Annotated in this window: 22 protein-coding genes and 1 other RNA gene; 5 read left to right on the forward strand and 18 right to left on the reverse strand. The window is 46.5% G+C overall.

What is annotated here, in order from left to right:
* Positions 1-7 precede the first annotated feature (7 nt).
* The 14 genes from ASC40_RS02560 to ASC40_RS02620 all read right to left on the reverse strand — a co-directional run bounded on the left by ASC40_RS02560 (position 8) and on the right by ASC40_RS02620 (position 10,615).
* Entirely contained in the window at positions 8-340 is a 333-nt protein-coding gene (locus ASC40_RS02560) for a YbaB/EbfC family nucleoid-associated protein (protein ID WP_055438202.1), read from the reverse strand.
* A gap of 29 nt (positions 341-369) precedes the next feature.
* Complete coding sequence (dnaX, locus tag ASC40_RS02565) at positions 370-2,373, reverse strand: DNA polymerase III subunit gamma/tau (protein WP_055438203.1); 2,004 nt, start codon at positions 2,371-2,373, stop codon at positions 370-372.
* A 48-nt stretch (positions 2,374-2,421) separates the two neighbouring features.
* Complete coding sequence (locus ASC40_RS02570) at positions 2,422-2,940, reverse strand: adenine phosphoribosyltransferase (RefSeq protein ID WP_055438204.1); 519 nt, start codon at positions 2,938-2,940, stop codon at positions 2,422-2,424.
* 8 nt (positions 2,941-2,948) lie between these two features.
* On the reverse strand, positions 2,949-3,344 hold the full coding sequence (locus tag ASC40_RS02575; RefSeq protein WP_055438205.1) for a response regulator: 396 nt from the start codon (positions 3,342-3,344) through the stop codon (positions 2,949-2,951).
* Between the two features lie 23 nt (positions 3,345-3,367).
* The gene (locus tag ASC40_RS12035; protein ID WP_281175463.1) at positions 3,368-3,493 is read right to left on the reverse strand and encodes a hypothetical protein; all 126 of its coding nucleotides are present in this window, start codon (positions 3,491-3,493) and stop codon (positions 3,368-3,370) included.
* Positions 3,494-3,537: 44 nt separating this feature from the next.
* Positions 3,538-4,317: an HvfC family RiPP maturation protein gene (locus ASC40_RS02580; protein ID WP_055438206.1), complete on the reverse strand. Its 780-nt coding sequence runs from the start codon at positions 4,315-4,317 to the stop codon at positions 3,538-3,540.
* A gap of 21 nt (positions 4,318-4,338) precedes the next feature.
* Positions 4,339-5,145, reverse strand: coding sequence for an HvfB family MNIO-type RiPP peptide maturase (locus tag ASC40_RS02585; protein ID WP_055438207.1), 807 nt, complete (start codon positions 5,143-5,145; stop codon positions 4,339-4,341).
* On the reverse strand, positions 5,130-5,471 hold the full coding sequence (locus ASC40_RS02590; protein ID WP_055438208.1) for an HvfA family oxazolone/thioamide-modified RiPP metallophore: 342 nt from the start codon (positions 5,469-5,471) through the stop codon (positions 5,130-5,132). Before ASC40_RS02590 ends, ASC40_RS02585 begins: the two co-directional genes overlap by 16 nt.
* 136 nt (positions 5,472-5,607) lie before the next feature.
* Positions 5,608-6,918, reverse strand: a complete 1,311-nt coding sequence (locus ASC40_RS02595) for a tetratricopeptide repeat protein (protein ID WP_245622161.1) — start codon at positions 6,916-6,918, stop codon at positions 5,608-5,610.
* The gene (locus ASC40_RS02600; protein WP_055438209.1) at positions 6,918-7,529 is read right to left on the reverse strand and encodes an energy transducer TonB; all 612 of its coding nucleotides are present in this window, start codon (positions 7,527-7,529) and stop codon (positions 6,918-6,920) included. The genes ASC40_RS02595 and ASC40_RS02600 overlap by 1 nt, the downstream gene beginning before the upstream one ends.
* A 2-nt stretch (positions 7,530-7,531) precedes the next feature.
* Positions 7,532-7,933: an ExbD/TolR family protein gene (locus ASC40_RS02605; protein ID WP_055438210.1), complete on the reverse strand. Its 402-nt coding sequence runs from the start codon at positions 7,931-7,933 to the stop codon at positions 7,532-7,534.
* A gap of 12 nt (positions 7,934-7,945) precedes the next feature.
* The gene (locus ASC40_RS02610; RefSeq protein ID WP_055438211.1) at positions 7,946-8,470 is read right to left on the reverse strand and encodes a MotA/TolQ/ExbB proton channel family protein; all 525 of its coding nucleotides are present in this window, start codon (positions 8,468-8,470) and stop codon (positions 7,946-7,948) included.
* 4 nt (positions 8,471-8,474) lie between these two features.
* A complete protein-coding gene (locus tag ASC40_RS02615) occupies positions 8,475-9,836 on the reverse strand; it encodes a MotA/TolQ/ExbB proton channel family protein (protein ID WP_055438212.1) in 1,362 nt (453 codons plus the stop codon).
* Positions 9,833-10,615, reverse strand: coding sequence for a DUF3450 domain-containing protein (locus tag ASC40_RS02620; RefSeq protein WP_055438213.1), 783 nt, complete (start codon positions 10,613-10,615; stop codon positions 9,833-9,835). Before ASC40_RS02620 ends, ASC40_RS02615 begins: the two co-directional genes overlap by 4 nt.
* 336 nt (positions 10,616-10,951) lie before the next feature.
* Here ASC40_RS02620 and priC point away from each other — a divergent pair, with 336 nt between their 5' ends.
* Positions 10,952-11,248 carry a primosomal replication protein PriC gene (gene priC / locus ASC40_RS02625; protein ID WP_055438214.1) on the forward strand — a complete coding sequence of 99 codons (297 nt, stop codon included), beginning with the start codon at positions 10,952-10,954 and terminating at the stop codon, positions 11,246-11,248.
* On the opposite strand, the gene ASC40_RS02630 is transcribed toward priC, so the two are convergent.
* From ASC40_RS02630 to ASC40_RS02640, 4 genes are all read right to left on the reverse strand, one after another.
* Complete coding sequence (locus ASC40_RS02630; RefSeq protein ID WP_055438215.1) at positions 11,245-12,336, reverse strand: tryptophan 2,3-dioxygenase family protein; 1,092 nt, start codon at positions 12,334-12,336, stop codon at positions 11,245-11,247. The genes priC and ASC40_RS02630 overlap by 4 nt on opposite strands.
* A 134-nt stretch (positions 12,337-12,470) precedes the next feature.
* Positions 12,471-12,568: signal recognition particle sRNA small type (ffs, locus tag ASC40_RS11725), an RNA gene on the reverse strand.
* Positions 12,569-12,657: 89 nt separating this feature from the next.
* Positions 12,658-13,404 (reverse strand): enoyl-CoA hydratase/isomerase family protein, encoded by a 747-nt coding sequence (locus tag ASC40_RS02635; RefSeq protein WP_055438216.1) that lies wholly within the window; start codon positions 13,402-13,404, stop codon positions 12,658-12,660.
* Positions 13,397-14,488 (reverse strand): ketoacyl-ACP synthase III, encoded by a 1,092-nt coding sequence (locus tag ASC40_RS02640; RefSeq protein ID WP_072243353.1) that lies wholly within the window; start codon positions 14,486-14,488, stop codon positions 13,397-13,399. The genes ASC40_RS02635 and ASC40_RS02640 overlap by 8 nt, the downstream gene beginning before the upstream one ends.
* 114 nt (positions 14,489-14,602) lie before the next feature.
* Between ASC40_RS02640 and ASC40_RS02645 the strand changes: the two genes are divergently transcribed.
* Genes ASC40_RS02645 through ASC40_RS02660 form a run of 4 tightly spaced genes read left to right on the forward strand, consistent with a single transcriptional unit; the run spans position 14,603 to position 18,542 of the window.
* Positions 14,603-15,727, forward strand: a complete 1,125-nt coding sequence (locus ASC40_RS02645; RefSeq protein WP_055438217.1) for a methyltransferase — start codon at positions 14,603-14,605, stop codon at positions 15,725-15,727.
* Between the two features lie 2 nt (positions 15,728-15,729).
* Positions 15,730-16,335, forward strand: a complete 606-nt coding sequence (locus ASC40_RS02650) for a peptidylprolyl isomerase (protein WP_055438218.1) — start codon at positions 15,730-15,732, stop codon at positions 16,333-16,335.
* 5 nt (positions 16,336-16,340) lie between these two features.
* Positions 16,341-17,669 carry an AmpG family muropeptide MFS transporter gene (locus ASC40_RS02655; RefSeq protein WP_055438219.1) on the forward strand — a complete coding sequence of 443 codons (1,329 nt, stop codon included), beginning with the start codon at positions 16,341-16,343 and terminating at the stop codon, positions 17,667-17,669.
* Positions 17,670-18,542, forward strand: coding sequence for a ketopantoate reductase family protein (locus ASC40_RS02660; RefSeq protein ID WP_055438220.1), 873 nt, complete (start codon positions 17,670-17,672; stop codon positions 18,540-18,542).
* The last annotated feature ends 1 nt before the right edge of the window (position 18,543 follow it).

Here is an 18,543-nt window from a genome sequence, read left to right on the forward strand (position 1 = left end):
AGCCTAATTAAAACGGCATTTTAAAGCCTGGTGGTAAGTTCATACCACCAGTGACTTCGGCCATTTTGTCTTTGCTCGTTTGCTCAACACGGCGCACAGCATCGTTAATCGCAGCGGCAACCAGGTCTTCAATCATTTCGCTGTCGTCGTCTTCAAACAGGCTTGGGTCAATGCTGACGCGACGTACGTTGTGGTTACCCATCATGGTTACTTTGACCATGCCAGCGCCGGCTTCGCCAGTCACTTCTAAGTTCGCAATTTCCGCTTGCGCTTTTTGCATACGCTCTTGCATCTGCTGCGCTTGCTTCATCATATTGCCTAAACCACCACCTTTAAACATAACAACCTCTATTCTTCAAATTTGGAAAATTAATCGGGTTTTACTGAGTCTGCTGTCAACGTTGCACCAAACTCACTGGCTAATTGTTGTGCTAACGGGTCCTCCGCTAGCGTTTGTTTTGCTGCTTCTAGGCGAAGAGCATTAATTTGTTGCTGAATTTCAACTGGGGTTGCTGCTTCTGCATCGCCAACTAAAACATCGTGCAGTTGAATATCAAACTGCTCAACCATAGCCTCTTTAATGGTGACGACCGCGCCGTCATTCAACAGGTACGCCCAATTTCTTCGCACCATCAATACATTTTTATCACCATGCTGCGTAAATACGCTATTGCGCGCTAACTGCCGGGTTAAACCATGTAAATCAAGCTCATCAATCATGGCTGCCCACTGGTCTACTTCTGCGGCGCGCTTTGTTGTTGCTGATATTTCTGCTTGCGCCTGGGTTACAGGTGCCTGCAAGCCGTTTTCCGAAGCTGGCTGCGGCGCTGAAGGCTCATGGTTCGGCGCTGAGGGCTCATTGTTCGGCGCTGAGGGCTCATTGTTCGGCGCTGAGGGCTCTTGCTCCGCGGGAGCCGCTACTTCAGGATTTTTTTTTTGCGCTAAGGCTTGGCGTGTTGCCAACAACGCCTGCAAGTCATTTGCCGGTGCAGGCACCGCCTGCTGCTCAGGTTCTTGTTCTGGCTCTGGCTCAAAGTGCGCTTCGGGTTCCGGTTGTATGTCCGGTTCCTGAGCAATGGTTGGCTCGCCATCGTATTGCGCTGATTGAGCTGCGTCGGCCTGCTCCGCAGATACGTTTGGCTGTGCTGAAGTCTGGTCTTGCTTAACTGAAGCCTGCTGTTGCGCTTGAACCTGTTCACTGGTTGTTTGCGTTAGCTTCGATGGCGGTGGCGCGGCTGCAACCGTTTTTGTCTGCGTGACGGTTTCGGCACTAGTTTCGACAACTTCCAAGTATTCTGGGCGAAATGCCATTAACCGCAACAATGTCATTTCAACACCGCTACGCACATCGCTGGCATAATTTAAGTCACGACGCCCCTGCACCAAAATGTCGTAAAACACATGCAGTAACTCAGCCGGCAGTTGCTGGGCTAAATGTTGGGCACTTGCCTCTAAACCGGTTGCTTGGGCCGTGCTCGGTACCGCCTGAAATAAAGCCAGTTGGTGAATTAAATTTTGTAACTCAGGAACTAAGCCACTTAAGTCAGGTACTTGACTTGCCACGGTGTCCAGAGTTTGCAACATGGCTTCCGCATCACCTGCAAGAACTTGCTGTAATAGGTTCACTAACTGAAAGCTTGGCACGCTACCTAGCATTTGCTGAACGCCGACCATGGTCACTGAATGGTCGCCTTGCGCAATAGCTTGGTCGGTCAAACTAAGCGCATCACGCAAACTGCCTTGGGCCGCTTTAGCAAGCGCCTGCACAGCGGGTTCTTCAAAAGTGATATTTTCCGCTGTTAATACCTGCTGCAAATGGCCGCTAATTTCATCTCGCGACAAGGCTTTTAAATTAAACTGTAAACAACGTGACAACACCGTAATCGGTAGTTTTTGTGGATCTGTAGTCGCTAGCAGGAATTTAACGTGCTCTGGCGGTTCTTCTAACGTTTTAAGTAACGCGTTAAAACTGTGACGAGACAACATGTGCACTTCGTCTATTAGATAGACCTTGTAACGCCCTTGGGTTGGCGCATATTGCACGTTATCAAGTAGTTCGCGGGTATCTTCAACTTTGGTGCGTGACGCTGCATCTATTTCTAAAAGATCAACAAAGCGGCCTTGATCAATCGCCACACAAGCGGCGCATTCACCACACGGCTCTGCGGTAACACCTTGTTCGCAATTGAGGCTTTTGGCTAGAATACGGGCAATGGTGGTTTTACCCACACCGCGAGTACCGGTTAGTAGCCAAGCATGGTGCAAACGACCGGTTTGCAGCGCATTAAATAACGGCCGCAAAACGTGTTGTTGACCAACCACTTCACCAAAGTTTCGTGGCCGCCATTTACGTGCAAGTACTTGATAGCTCATTGCCAATATCTTCTTTATCGGTCTGTTTTATTAAGGTGTTAACTTACCTTAAAACGAGCACAGCGTATAGTATGGAATGTTCGCCTGTTTAAGGCGCTTTGCACCTGGCAATTCGTTTAATTGAATAACAAAAGCACACTCAGCAATAGTGACATTGAGTTTATTCAACATTTCAACGGCTGCTAAAACAGTACCACCCGTTGCTAACAAATCGTCCATAATTAAAACGTTATCGTCTGCGGTTAAGTCTTCGGCATGTAATTCAAGTTGGTCTTCACCATACTCCAAAGCATAACGTTGCGACACCGTTTCACGGGGTAACTTACCTGGCTTACGTAGTGGCACGAATCCAACCCCCATTGCATACGCTAATGCAGTTGCGAATATAAAACCACGAGCTTCAATACCAACAATTTTGGTTATACCTTGGTCTTTATAACGCGCCAAAAAGGTATTAATTGTCTCGCGAAACGCATCGCCATTAGCTAACAGCGGTGTAATATCACGAAACACAATACCTGGTTTTGGGTAATCAGGTATTGCATGAATATATGTTTCTATTTGCATGTTTTATCTCAAGCTGTGGTTTGCTGGGGGTGACCCGTCGCCGCAGCAAGATCATTCAGTAAACCTAATAATCGTTCTGCATCAACTGGTTTGGCCAAACACAAGTTTGCCCCTGCTTTATCCGCAAGTGGTTGAACTTGGCTCGCATCTTGAGTGGTCATCAGCATGATCGGAGTTTGCGCATAGGCGTCTAGCTGGCGCAAACTTTTGATCAATGCAATGCCATCCATTAATGGCATTTTGTGATCAACGAGCACCAAATCATAATGATGGTTTTTACTGCAGTTTAAGCCGTCTAAGCCGTCATTGGCACAGCTAACCGCATACGGGCTTTGCTTGATAATTTTTACCAATTGTTCCCGTGTCGCTGGTTTATCCTCAACCAGCAATAATCGAAGTGACATAAAATGCCCTTTAACCGTTCAGCTTACGCTGCAAAAAATTTATACCAAGCCAATACAGCTGGTAATACCGGAACTGCAATAAACGTAATTACCGCAAGCCAGCCCATTTTTACGCCCGATTCATCACGGAAGTTTTGATCATGTGCCATAAAATACATCCTCACTGACTAAAATTAGCGGTGCGGATCATACTTTAATTGGCGAATGGGAACAACATAGCCCTTTGGTATAGATCGGGAATAGTTGTCAATAAGCCTTGCTCAAGTTGCTGCACGCTAAATTGTGGTAATTGCTCGGACAAGCGCACAGCCATATCGGTTATAGATAGCCCAGGTTGGCGCTGTAGCAGGTCAATTAACAGCATTGTAACTGGGTTTAATTGCATAAATTTGACGGTGCTTGAAAATTGCTTATTTTCATCGAAACAATCAACACGGTATACAGCAATAAAAATCGGCTGAGGTAACGGCGCGTTGGGAATAAGCTGCGGCTGAATTGTATGCACCGGGTAATTGAAATCCCGCCACTGAAGCGAAGGGTTTACGCACCACGGCGTGCATTCTACTTGCTCGACCATCGGCGGAATACATGACATCTGAGCATGATAGGCTTCTACTTCCATACGCTCGTAACAGGCTAGCTGATAGGTGAAGCAAGGATACGATATAGCCGACGCCTGGCTATGCGTATACGTTTCAAGAAAATTAACAAATTCGTCTCCAATATTCGCAAATAATGGAGATTTAGAGTGATGTTTTTCAATAAAAGCTTGTAGCAAAGACTGCCATTGCTGTTTGGATAAAACTTCGGCGAGTACAGGAAACCCTCGCTCAACAAAACTCTCGATATTATTGCGAACTAAGCGATTATAAACCTGCAGGCGCTTGTTAGAAACGTTCGCCGGAGGGCTTGCTCCATCTGGGTTTCGCAACCACAGTGCCCATTGCTTTTGAATTTCTCTAAAGTCGTCCAAAACCACCCTCTTACGGCTATCTTATGCAAGCGCTTGGCTTACTGCTTTTACTTTTTCTACTTCTTTTAGCAAGACATTTAACGGTGGAATATTAAAATCTCGCTCTAAAAGCACCGGAAAATCGCCATGTTGCTGATAAGCAAAAGCTAACAGCTCATAAACCTCACTTCGGACATCCGCGCCATGCGTATCAATCAGCAAATCGCTAGCTTCCTCAAAATGTCCCGCAATATGCCCGTAGGTTATACGTTGTGAGGGTAATGCTGCGATAAAATCAAATGGATCATAGTTATGATTAACACTATTCACGTAAACGTTGTTTACATCGAGTAACAATTGGCAATCAGCATGCTCTAGCACGCGTTGAATAAACGCCAGCTCAGTTATTTCCGTTTTTGCCGGGACGTAATAAGAAACGTTTTCTAGCAGAACTGGGCGCTCAAGAATGTCCTGAACTCGTTTCACACGCGCAGCCACATAATCTGCGGCGTGCTCAGTAAACGGAATCGGCAATAAGTCGTACAAATGACCGTTTGCAGAGCAATAACTCAAGTGCTCACTGTAGCGCGAGATATTAAAACGATCGAGAAAGATTTTTAGCTGTCGAACGAAAGACTCATCTAATGGGTCAGGACTGCCGATGGATAAGGACAGACCGTGGCTACTTACCGGGTACCGCTCACGTATTCTATCAAGCTGGTATTCAGCCTCGTAACCACGCGCCATCCAATTCTCTGGGGCTATTTCCCAAAAGTCTACAGCGGGAGTACTCGCCAATACGTCAGACAAAAACTCCCGCCTTAAGCCAAGGCCTACGCTATGCCGCATTTACCTTCGCCGCACTTACCTTCACCACATTTACCTTCGCCTTGTTTTTCCTTCATTTTCTCTTTAGCTTTGGCCTTATCTTCGCCACACTTGCCTTCGCCACACTTGCCTTCGCCACACTTACCTTCTTTGTGCTTCGACTTATCGTGCTTCTTCTCACCTTTATTGCCACCACAACGCATCTCTTGTTGTTGCTGTTGTTCTTGTTGCTGATAACCACCTGGCAATTCATTGTAGCCAAACGGATTAGCTGCAACAGAAGCGCCTGCTGTACTCACTAAAAAAGCACCGACTGCGACAGATACTGATTTTTTCATTGCTTTCATGACGTATTCCTCGTGTTGTTCTAAACAAAATAGTAGCACGTATATTTAAACTACGCCCAATATCAAATAATAGTTTACTCATACAAAAAACCCCACCTAATGGCGGGGTTTTACATAGAATTTAGTATTCTAGCGCTTACAAAGAAACGCCACGATTTGACGCTTTTTGACGAATATACTGTTCCCAGCTACTCGCATTACGACGTTCGTTACTGAATTTCTTCGCTTCTTGAACATATTTCAGTGCTTCACGGAAATTATTGTTATAGAAGTAAGCTTCAGTCAGCGACATATAAACCCGACCAGGGTTTTCTATGTCGTTATCAATCGCTTTCAAATAAGCATCAGCCGCTTTTGTGAACTCTTCAGCACGCAAAAATGCTGTGCCTTGACGACGATACACATCAGCTCGTTCGCTACGCTCATCTTCAAGCTGTGCAGCTTTACCATATAAATCTGCAGCCTTAGCATACTCACGTGCTTGCTCATAGCTGCTTGCTGCAGTTTTATAGTTGCGCGAAGTCTTTTCAATATCACCAGACTCTATATGGCGCTCCATAATGCTTGCAGCTTTATATGGCACTTCAATGTTTGAATAAAGCTGTACCAATGCTTTGAAGTGGCTTTCTTTGTCAAGGTAACCGGCTAAGTATGCAATTTCCATGGTTTGAAGCGCTTTTTGTGTGTTTTCCAATAGCATGTACATCATGCCTAATTGGTTCCACCAAGCCTTCTCACCTGGTAATACATTCAAGCCTTCTTCTAAAACAACGACGGCTTCCGCATACATCTTGCGCTCATAATATGAAGCAACCTTCATAATATAAGGGTTACGGTTTTCTTCACCTTTTGCGCGAAAAGCTTCAATGGCAATGTCGGCAGGACGAATAATTTTCTCGTACTGCTTCAATTCATAGAAAGCGTTTGCGATGCGCATAAACACATCAGGATCGCGCTCACCGGTGAACTGTAACCATTTACCGTAATACACTATCGCATCTGAATAGCGTTCCATTTGCAACGCCAAGTCAGCCGTTAATTTCAATACGGTAGCTTGGTCACCCCAACCGAGTACGTCAGCATCGGCAGCTTGTTTAACCAAGTCAAAGGCACGCTCGAACTGCTCATCAGCAGCATAAAGGTTACCTAGGAACCGGTTTACATAAGCACGGTCGAAACCTTCTCGCGGATCAATGTCCTGCAGCTCTGCAATAGCGCCTTTTACGTCTTGTTCTTCAGTGTAAAGGTCAAGCGCAGTCATCAAACGACGACCTACGCGTTCACTTACAGCTTGATTCGAACGAGAGTCTTTACGCTCTTGCACGGTTTGTGCCGAAGGCAAGTTGTAATTGATGTCTTGGGCCAGCAAAGGAGCTGGTGCTCCGGCTAACACAGTACACAATACACTCGCGCTAATTAATGCTGTGAGTTTTTTGTGCATCATCATTACTCCTGATCCAACGAGAATTCAAGACGAACCGTCTGCCCCGGTTGGCGCTGAGCCTTACCATCAACCACTTTTGGTTTGTATTTCCAACGCAGTAGCGCGCGACGCGCCTCTTGGTCGAACATACGACGAGGGTTTGCGTCAATCACTTCAACGTCAGTAACACCGCCAGTTTCATCGATAGTAAACCGAAGCATTACCCAACCTTCAATACCATCACGAGCTGCCGCCGGAGGATAACGTGGGTTGATTCGTACTATTGGTGTTGCTTCACCGTCACGAACTGCGAGTCCACTACCGTCAAGGCCTGTGTCTGCACCACCAACATCAACATCAAAACCTAAGTCAAGATTCAGACCTTCTGAGTCTGATGTATCAGGCTCATTCGGCGGAGTCTCAGGTGGCTGCTGAGGCGGAGGCGGAGGTGGTGGTGGCTTACGGCTACGCTTATCCACATCCGAATCCGGCGGAGTAGTCACTAATTCAATTGGTGCAGTCGGTGGTGGACCTTCGTTACGTCCCTCACCGCCGCTAATCAAAAAAGCCATGAAAGCGAACAGAAGGAACGTAGCTGCAGCACCTAATAGTATTGATACTAAAAAGCGCACCATAATTAATCGTCCTCTGCGGCTATGGATATCTTGTCAATACCCGCTTCCTTAATTTGATCCATGACTTTAACGACAACACCATGTTTGGCTTCTTCGTCCGCCTGAATCACTACGATATCAGTTGGCTGTTCGGCCAATAGACGTTCAATGTTCGCGCCAACGCGCTCAACATCAACCATACGCTTGTCCATCCAAACTTCGCCATTCGCACGAATCGCGATAAAGATGTTAGCAGAAGGTTTTTTCTCTGCCTGACTAGCTTCTGGCTTGTTCACGTCAATACCAGCTTCTTTTACGAAAGAGGTGGTTACGATGAAGAAGATCAACATGATGAATACGATGTCGAGCATCGGCGTCATATCGATCGCTGCATCTTCCTCTTCACGAAAACGTTTACGTGCCATAATTCTTCTCTCTTAATGATGTGGCAAACTGTCGATCAATTTGTGTTTTGCTCGACGCACCCGTGCTTCTAAGCGAGAGGCGAAGAACATACCTGACAATGCTGCTACCATGCCCGCCATAGTCGGGATGGTGGCCATCGAAATACCCGATGCCATAAGGCGTGGGTTACCAGTACCTTGCACCGCCATGATTTCAAATACTGCAATCATACCGGTTACGGTGCCTAATAGTCCGATTAAAGGACAAATCGCTACGCAGGTTTTGATCAACAAAATACGCGCATTTAGTTTTTCGTCGGCTTCAGAAATCCATGCATCACGGATTTTGTGAGCGTACCATGAGGTGGTGTCTTGACGCGCGTTCCAATTATCGATGATTTCTTGCTTCATCTTTGGAAACACGCCAGTCAGAAACCAATAGCGCTCAATCATGAGAACCCACATGAGAAAGAGCGCCCCCATGACGACGTACAATACGTCGCCACCGGTACCCAGAAAATCCCTGATAGATTCCCAAAGCTCCATCAGGTATACCATAGGATTACTCCTTCTTCTCCGCGTGCGCGGCGACGATACCTGCAGCCTGTTCATCTAATACATGAACAATTGACTTAGCGCGTGCTGCCACAATCGCGTGTACAAGAATCAATGGCAATGCTGCAATCAGACCCAAAGCAGTTGTTACCAACGCCATTGAGATGTCACCAGCCATGATTTTCGGATCGCCCGTACCAAACAATGTGATTGATTGGAACGTACCGATCATACCTACAACCGTACCTAATAGACCTAACAACGGTGCAATAGCAGCCAAGATCTTGATGATGTTCACGCCGCTTTCAATACGTGGTGTTTCACGCAAGATAGCTTCGTCAAGTTTAAGCTCAAGGTTCTCAGTGTCTGCGCCTTTGTTCTCTTGATAAACTTTCAAGATACGGCCCAAAGCATTTTTGTCTGAAGGGTTAGCAGTGTTTTTCAACTGTGAACGCATTTTCGCGCTTTCTAAGCCTAAAGTTACGAACTTGTAGATTGCAATTAAGAAACCAACAATAAGCGCAACAGTGATTACGTAACCAACTGTACCACCTTGATGGTAACGCTCTTCAAGCGTTGCTTTCTGAGTTGCTAGGTTCAAAATTTGACCACGAGCCGGGTCAATGTATAAACCTTCGTAACCAGATTGAGTGCTTTCAAAAGACTCAACTGCTGATAAAACAAAACCTTCAGGCTGACGGCCTAACGGCTGAATTTCTTCAGCTGAATCGTTGTAGTTGAAGTACTCACCGTCTGAAATCAGGTTAAATACACCAATACGAGTTACATCGCGGTTTTCACTTGAACCGTCAAGCAAAGTCACGTCGCTGTTGAAAGTGACAACGCGGCCAGACTCTTTCATTTCGGTTAACCAAGCTAACCAAAGCTCTTCAAGTTCAGCAATTGTTGGTACTTCTTTTGCTTCAGCGATAGATTCCAACACGTCTTCACGACCTGGGAACTGTGCGCTAACAATTGAAGTTGCAATACGGCCAATCGTGTCAGATGCAGCACCACGCGCAACACCAACGATTTCACCCAAAGTACCTAATGCGTTTTGCAATTCGGTTTCTTTGTTTGCCAATGAGATTTCGTTTTCTGCAAACTCAGTTTGCAAACGCTCGCCACGAGCTTTTTCATCAGCTAATTGACGTTTAGCGCGGTTCAACAAAGCTTGCTTGTCAGCGCGCTCTGAAGTGAACTCGGCTTCACGCTCAGCATTAATACGCTGTGACGCAGCACGGTTTTGCTTCACTAAATCAAGAAGTTGGTCTAGTGATTTCGCTTCATCTTGCGCATAAGCAGAGCTTGCGCCAGCTGATAATGAGAATGCTGCTGCGACCAGCAAAGATTTCACTAGTTTGTTCATTCTGCACGCTCCGCTGCATAGATAGGCAGTTTAATCAGATCAGGGGCGGTTTGTTTACGCGCCATACGAATTGCTTTGGTCAACGAACCTAGGTAAGCGTCATCAAGAGCTTCCCATTCGCCAGTTTCTTTGTTGAAAATCCAACCATTTTTCAGGTCCAAAGACTGTGCCATAAGCGCTGCACGACCAAGGTGGAAGAAGTCAACAGAGATTTCTTCGCCTTCGAACTGCAATTTGCCTTCGTATGCGATCAGACCAGCGCCGTAATCCATTTCCGCTTGATAAGCTTCAGTGATTTGACGGAACTGCTCAGAAGTTGCAACGTTTGATGCACCCATAATTTCGCGTAAACGCTCAACGCGGGCTAAACGGCGCTCTTTGTGAATTGGAAGATCCAGCTCCACAAACTGCTCCAAAGCGTCGATCATGTTGTACATTAAAGGAACCACGCCTTGCTTGGTTTCTTCAATACGATCGATCTGGCGCTGTAGAGAAGCCAGTGATGCATTTTGGTCATCAACTAAACGCTGAACGTGGTCATTGTAGACTTTTAAGTTTTCGTATTCGTCTACAACACCGCGGTACTCATACAACAACTCTTGGCTCTGTTCGAACAAAGAATTAATTTTGTTTTGAGACCGCTTGTCAGCAGTATGGATTTTTGCTTCTTCGTTTTGCAACGTAGAAACGTCTTGGGCAGCTACTGTCGCGCTACCTGCAATTGCGAACATGCCAACTAAGGCTGCAGCAACTTTGCTTTTATTGATTACTTTGGTCATAGTTCCCAACCAATTTGACTTAACTTTAGGCACAACGACCAAATGTCGTCAGCCTCCCAGTTATTTGAGTGACGAAAAGAGTTTAATCAACACTTGCAGCTATTACCGATAGAAACCCTACGGTAATAATGCTTCAATACTCCCACGATCGGCGCGACCATGTCAACTACCGATGTCAGCTTAAATTCACTGCAAATTAAGATAAACTCTCGTTTACAGCTTCTTAACAGTTATGCATAAATCAGTACTTTGGGTGCATAATTATCATAGCTTTTAGAGTAAAGTTTGCATAACAAGTTCACGTAAAAATTTGAAAGTACAACGAGCAATTCGACAATGGCTATGAATCCTGATCTTTACCATCGAATAAATAATGAAATTGAAAACTTAGAACAACGCATAAATCGGCTGGCAATAAACGAAGAAAGTTTTTCAGATTGGTTCGATAGCCAACTATTTAGCCAGGATGCAAACGTGCCCAGCGATTATATAGCGGAGCTACGTCGACAATTAAAAAGTTTGAATAGCGCAACCACGGCGGCGCGCAGCCAGTGGTTATCAGAACACCTAGCGCACCAACTTAGTGCATTGCATCAAGCTGTACGCTGGTTTGAGCAAAAAAACGAACGTTAGTCGTGGCGAAAGTAGAAGCCAAGAGCTTGGCGCACTGAGTTTGGCAACTCCGGCAACGCCGTTTTCGGCAGCAAATAAGTGGCCATGGCGAAGAAATCTTTAAACACTCGGTTTTGTTCAGTGGTTCGGCGCAAGTAATCATGCCCTGAAGAACCGCCCGTACCTATTTTAGTGCCAAGCATACGTTGCACCATCATCGCGTGTTTGTAGCGCCAAATGGTAAGTTTCTCATCCATTTCAGCAAGCGATGTAATCACCTGATGTGCCAAATGAAAAGCAGGCTCTTCACGGTATTGCGTAATAAAGAGTGCACTGAGCATTGCGCGCTGAGATAACCTTACTTGGTTGTTTTCTTGTAAAAATTTATAACTTTCGTTATCAAACAATGCCGAGAAATTATCCCGATTTGCTTGCAAGCTTGCCAATTCAGTTTCTAGCTGGCTTTCGTCGCTGGCATTTTTTCTTATAATTTCTTCATCTCTGTCCAGTGCATCTTGCACCGCGCGTTGATAAACATCCCAAAAACTAAAATCGTCGAACTGCAGGAATGGCATGCGTGCCAACCAGGCATCAACCCGATCAAACAAATTCGGTTGCTGCTCTAAAGCCTCAAGATATGCTCGGTGTTCATCATTTAAGCGGTTATAGAATGACTGCTGGTCAAATGCAATGCGGGTGTTACGAGTAAGCCCCAAACGTATTTCTAATTCTTTAAATTGAATACTTTGAAAGCCAGATGCGGGTACAAGATAGTCACGAAATTCAAGAAATTCTTGTGGTGTCATGGTCTCAATAACACCGACCTGATCGTTCATCAAGTCTTGAATTGTCAATACTCGGCGCAACCGATGCGCCACAAGTTGCAACGCTCTATCATCTAACTGTTCTTGGCTAAACTCGGCATGTATGGCTCGTAGCTCGTGCAATACTTGCTTGAACCACAATTCATAAACCTGGTGAACAATAATAAATAGCATCTCGTCATGAGCTTCTGGCCCATACATTTTGCTGTGGGGTGATTGTGCATCAAGCAATTTGTCGAGTTGCAGGTAGTCGCCGTAATAAACCGGCTTCACATTCTTTGGCATGTCATCCTCGTTAGAAAAGCAAAAGCGATATTAGATACTGGATATTTGATATTAGAAACACAAGTCTTTACTGGTCTAATATCTGATATCAAATAGCTAATATCGCTCTTGATTCTAACAAGATTGGGTGGCGACCTCACCAGCCAGCACCCCGGCACCCACATCCCTAACTACGGCTGCTCCCTTCCGGGCCTGACCGGGTTCGCCAGTTCGTGTTGCGGGGGGACCAATGAGGTCACCATAACGGCGGGCATTATCGCGCAAAGGCAGTCGGCTAGCAAGGCGCTAAACACTGACTGCCGATTAAATAAACGATTTCGATTATTTCTTGCGATTTAAGCGCTCAGCAATCGCTTGACGAGCTGCTTCAGAGCTTAATGCTTTGGCAAAAATTTTAGCTTCACGCTCAATACGATCAGCAACAGGCTCGGCCGGTTGCTTGATTAGCTTCTTCGCTGCACGTAAACCGCCATGAGGTTTGGCTGCTAATGCATCGGCAACCTGTTCTAGGGTATCTTGCAATGCTGCACGAGGGACTACTTTATTTACTAAGCGATATTCCAACGCTGTTTGCGCATTAAAGTTATCACCTAGCAATAGCAGTTCAGACGCACGCAAATGCCCACAAGCTTGTGGTAGTAACAGGCTTGATGCGGCCTCAGGAACCAAACCCAGATTAATAAATGGCAGCGCGAATACCGCGTCGTCCGCTGCATAAACCAAGTCACAATGCAGCAAAATAGTGGTGCCAATACCTATGGCCAAGCCGTTCACACCGGCCACTAAAGGTACACTCAGTCGGCTTAAGGTATACAAAAATTCAAATGGCGGCGCGCTATCGTCAAGATCTTCAATGGCTAGAAAATCATGCAGGTCATTGCCAGCAGTAAAACTATCACCCTCACCAGTTAGCACCACGGCGGCTATTTTGCCATCGCGCTCAGCAGCTTGCAGAGCCGCGCTTAGGGCCGTGTACATATCTTGCGTTAAGGCGTTCTTCTTGTCGGTGCGACACAAAGTGAGCCATAACACATTATTGCGTACTTCCTCTTTGACAAAATTACTCATCGCCACGTTTTTCCCAAGCTGCTTTAGTACCTTCGTGTAACGGTAAAATTAAATCCAACGCTGATTTGCCTTGGCTTGGTAGTTGCTCGTTGTTGTCACGAATTGGCGTAACACGTTGGCCCCACTTAATAATGCCGGCGCCACAGGTTAACCCCCCACCAAACACCGCGGAGACAATTGTATCACCGGGTTTAACAATGCCCTGCTCCACCGCTTCACAAAACGCAATCGGTAGCGTGGCAGACGACGTATTGCCGTACTTTTGAATATTAATCACTGTTTTTTCTTCCGGCACTTTGCACATTTTGGCAAGGTAATCAATTAAACGCTTGTTCGCTTGGTGCGGAATTAACGAGTCAATGTCGTCAGTGGTTAGGCCGGTTTCTTCAAATACTTTTTCCACGGCTGTATTCATGCCTTTAACCGCGCGTTTAAATATTTCTTGGCCAACAAAGTTGAAGGGCATAATACCGTCGAAACCAAAGCGGTCAAAACTCATGCCAAACTCAAGCGCCAATACATCACGTGCGTCGGCGTCACAAGTGACATGAGAGGCCAGCAAGCCACATTCGTTTTCACTCGCCTCAAGTACCATAGCGCCAGCGCCATCACCAAACAGCACCGCACTCTCGCGCTTGGTCCAGTCAAGAATTCGGGTTAAACGCTCGGCACCAATAATTAATACTTTTTTGTGTGCACCGGTGCGAATGGCTTGAGTGGCATAGTGCATACCATATAAAAAGCTACTGCAGGCGGCGTTTAAGTCAAACGCAGCTGCGGTTTTATTACCTAAGTCGCGCTGTACAGCCGAAGCTACGTTAGGAATGATTTCGTCAGGTGTGCAGGTACCAACAATAATCAAATCGATGTCTTCAGCTTCTAAACCGGCAGCGGCAAGTGCATTGCGCGCGGCAACGGTGGCTAGCTTTGAGGTGCCAACTTCGCTGACCCGTCGTTCTTCGATGCCCGTGCGAGTACGAATCCACTCATCTGACGTTTCAAGAAAAGTTGCTAAATCATCGTTGGTCATCACAGCTGGCGGTAAACACTTACCCCAGCCGGTAATTTCTGCATATATTTTCACGTGTTAAAACCTATAGTCACCTGTCGTTTTTCGGTATCATAGCACGAATGTTTGGCGGTGAAATGTCCGACCATTACAAAAGTGCATGGAAAACAAAATTGATAAGGTTAAGTCATGACAACACTTCGAAGCGCCGCGGGACAGTGGCAACTAAATCGCTACCCCGTTCGCAGTCACGACCCGCTGCAAGCTTGGGACGCTGCAGATGAGTTATTGCATGACATTTTGGCGCAACGCGACGACCAGCATCCATTGCTCGTTAATGATCAATTCGGTGCCCTGCTGCTTCCTTTGGCGGGCTTACCTGTTGCCAGTCAAGCTGACTCATACGTAAGCCATTGTGCATGGTATGCCAACTTAGCCAGCAATCAGCTACCGGATACCTTACAGCCGCTGTCGCCGCTTGACAGTGTGCCCGCAGCCACGGACGTGGTGTATATAAAAATACCTAAAAGCCAAAGTCTACTTGAATTTCAATTAGCAAAACTAGCTGCTGAATTATCCCCTGGCACCCAGCTTTTTGCGGCGGCGAAAAGTAAGCTGTTTACACCCACTGTGCGTGCGCTATTTGACCAATATTGCACAGATGTCGATGTTTCACTGATGCAACGGAAATGCCGCACATTAAGTGCCAAACTACGCTCAACACCTATCTATACTGAGCAGTTTGTTAGCACCTGGCAGGTGCCCGAATTTAACCTATCGCTACAACACCATGCAGGTGTTTTTGCACGCAACCAGCTGGATATTGGTGCTCGATTTATGCTCAGCAATATGCCCCCAAGTGGCGCTGAACGAGTTATTGATTTGGGTTGTGGTAACGGCGTACTTGGCCTGCGCTACGCCCAATTATCGCCCGCTAGCCAGATCACCTGGGTTGATGAGTCGTTCTTAGCCATTGCGTCGACGCGCGCCAATATAGAGCAAAACCTGACCAGCGCACTTGCAGCTACAACAGAGCACTATAAGGCACAAGTTGATGACTGTTTGGCCCAGCAACACGATCACAGCTGCGATCTCATTCTCTGCAACCCACCGTTTCATCAAGAGCACGCAGTGACCGAGCACATTGCCCGACAAATGTTTCGCGATAGTAAGCGAGTTTTACGTAAAAACGGTGAACTATGGGTAGTGGCCAACCGTCATTTACCCTATTATCAGCCTTTGAAACGTTTATTTAAGCAAGTGCACCAAGTTGCACAAAACAGTAAATTTGTCATTTTAAAAGCTCGAGGTTAATCATGCGAACTGCCATAAAACTAGCTGTTTTTATTGTGTTTACGGCTCTATTCGTAACATCTGCAAACACCAATGCAAATACAGTTCAGCCAAATAACCTATTCCCTAAAGTAAAGTTTGTCACCACAGAAGGTGACATTGTGGTTGAGCTAAACCGCGCCAAAGCACCTATTACCGTGGAAAATTTTCTGCAGTACGTGCAAGCCGGCAGCTACAACAACACTATTTTTCATCGCATTATTCCTGGCTTTGTGGTGCAAGGTGGCGGTTACACTGAAAGCTTTGAAGCCAAAACCATGTTTGACCCTATTTTCAACGAGTCTGGCAACGGTATGTTGAATAACTACGGCACTATTGCAATGGCCCGCGTCAACGACCCGCACTCCGCAACGCGTCAGTTCTATTTTAATGTGAATGACAATGAGTCACTTAATCCGTCAACCAAAGGCTGGGGCTACGCTGTGTTTGGCTGGGTTGTTGAAGGTGAAGCGGTGCTAGAAAAATTGGCAGCGGTGGAAACCGAGTTCTATCACAAGCAAACCGGTTGGCCGAATGTTCCGAAAAACCCGCCGATACTTAAGAAAATAGAAATTCTACCGCAACAGTAGGCCCCATGACCTCATCACAGCCTTGGTATAAAGACTTCAGCATTTATCGCGAACCGCGTATTTGGGTTATCTTTGGGTTTGGCGTTATTAGCGGCTTTCCATGGGTGCTTATCGGCTCCATGCTGTCAGCTTGGCTGCAAGAAGTTGGCGTAGACCGCTCAGCCATAGGGCTATTTGGTGTGGTATTTGTAGCCTACTCGGTCAATGCCTTGTGGTCACCATTAGTCGACCGCGTCAAAGTGCCGAAGTTGCAGCTCTGGTTTGGGCAACGCCGCGCCTGGATGCTGCTTTGTTTATTCGCTATTTTGGCCGCTACGCTAACCCTAACCCAACTTGATGTGATCACAGATATTTGGTGGGTGGCGCTCATGGCACTCGTCATAGCTATCTTTTCAGCAACTCAAGACGTGGCCATTGATGCCTATCGTATTGAAACCTTTGGCCCGCACGAGGCACGTCTACAATCGGCCGGGGCGGCCATGGCCACCGCCGGTTGGTGGAGCGGTTACAGTGGGCTTGGCGCTATCCCATTTTTCTTAGTTGATGGCACCAACTTATTTTGGCAAGACGCCTACACAGTATTGTGTTTTGTTATTGGCGCACAAATTTTGTTTGTTATGGCTACCCGTGAATCAACTCGCTACCGCCCCTCTATTCCCCAGTTCAACCGCTGGCAAGACTGGTTGCTAAGCACTTTGGTAGAGCCGATAACCGAATATTTTAAACGCAGCGGTTGGCGGTTAGCCTTGGGTATGCTGGCGTTTATTTTTCTGTTTAAAATTGGCGAAGCCTTTCTTGGCCGCATGTCTATTGTGTTCTACAAAGAAATCGGTTTTAGCAACGACGATATTGCCGTGTATTCAAAAATGGTCACCTGGTGGGTCACCATTATCTTCGCCATTTTAGGTAGTTTTGTTAACTTGAAGCTTGGCATTGTGCGCGGCCTACTTACTGGCGGTATTGCCATGTCGGCATCAAATTTAATGTTTGCTTGGATAGCCGGTGTTGGGCCCGACACAAACCTCTTGCTGGCTGCAGTAATCATCGACGGCTTTACCGCCGCCTGGTCAACCGTGGCTTTTGTGGCCTTTATTAGCTTGTTATGTAATCGCGCCTTTACCGCCACCCAATATGCGTTATTTGCGTCGCTTGGAAATCTTGGGCGTACACTGCTTTCTTCTTACAGTGGTTACGTTGTTAACTGGCTAAACGGCGACTGGCAATTGTTTTTTATTCTCACAGCAATCATGGTAACCCCAAGTTTGTTAATCTTACTGGCGTTGCGCAAGCCGTTAACGCGGCTCGAACAAAATTACCAGCGGGAGCTCAACTAAATGCATTGGCTAGTGGTGGGTACCGGAGCTATTGGCAGCTTAATGGCTGCAAATTTGCGCCGCATTGGTGAGCACGTGGTTGTTAAGCCGCGTCATGACCAAGCAAAGGTTCAGCTGCTTTACAACGCCCACCAAATGGAATTTAACACCGCGCAGTTTCCGCTCACCCAACCCACACAAGTTTTTGCCGCGGTAAAAGCCTACCAAGTAGAAGCCGTGCTTAAGCAATTAAACAGCGCAAATTTACCACCTGGCTCGTCATTGATCGTCAGCTACAACGGTATGCTTGATAACGAAGCAAGTCTGCTGCCGCCAAACACCCTTCATTGGGTCACCACACACGGTGCTTATCGTCATGACAACGAAGTTATTCACGCCGGAATGGGCGAAAGCTGGCTTGGTTGGGCGCAAGTAGAGCGCGCTTCAAGCGCTCGCCCTATTGAAGTATTTTCGGTGCTGAACAACGCACTACCGCCATTAAATTGGAGCCCAGCAATTCATCAGCGACGCTGGATTAAGCTTGCCATTAATTGCTTAATTAATCCGTTTACGGTTCTTCACAACTGTCGCAACGGCGAACTGCTAAGCCATGATATAAGTGCCGTACAATTACAGGCAGCACAAGAGATTTGTTGGTTAGCAGCCTATTTTGGGGTGCAGTTGGGTGCCGAAGAGTTAGTCGCTCAAGCGCATCATGTCATCAAAAACACCGCGAACAATTATTCGTCAATGTTAATGGATGTGCGCCTGAACCGGCCCACTGAAGTTGACTATTTAAATGGCTTTGTTGTGCGCCAAGCGAAGCTCGCTGGCCACCCTGCTCCCACCAATGAACAACTGTGGCAGCAGGTGCTTAATATCGCTAACAACTAAT

Source organism: Pseudidiomarina woesei (assembly GCF_001418345.1).
In the GTDB taxonomy this organism is placed as follows: domain Bacteria; phylum Pseudomonadota; class Gammaproteobacteria; order Enterobacterales; family Alteromonadaceae; genus Pseudidiomarina; species Pseudidiomarina woesei.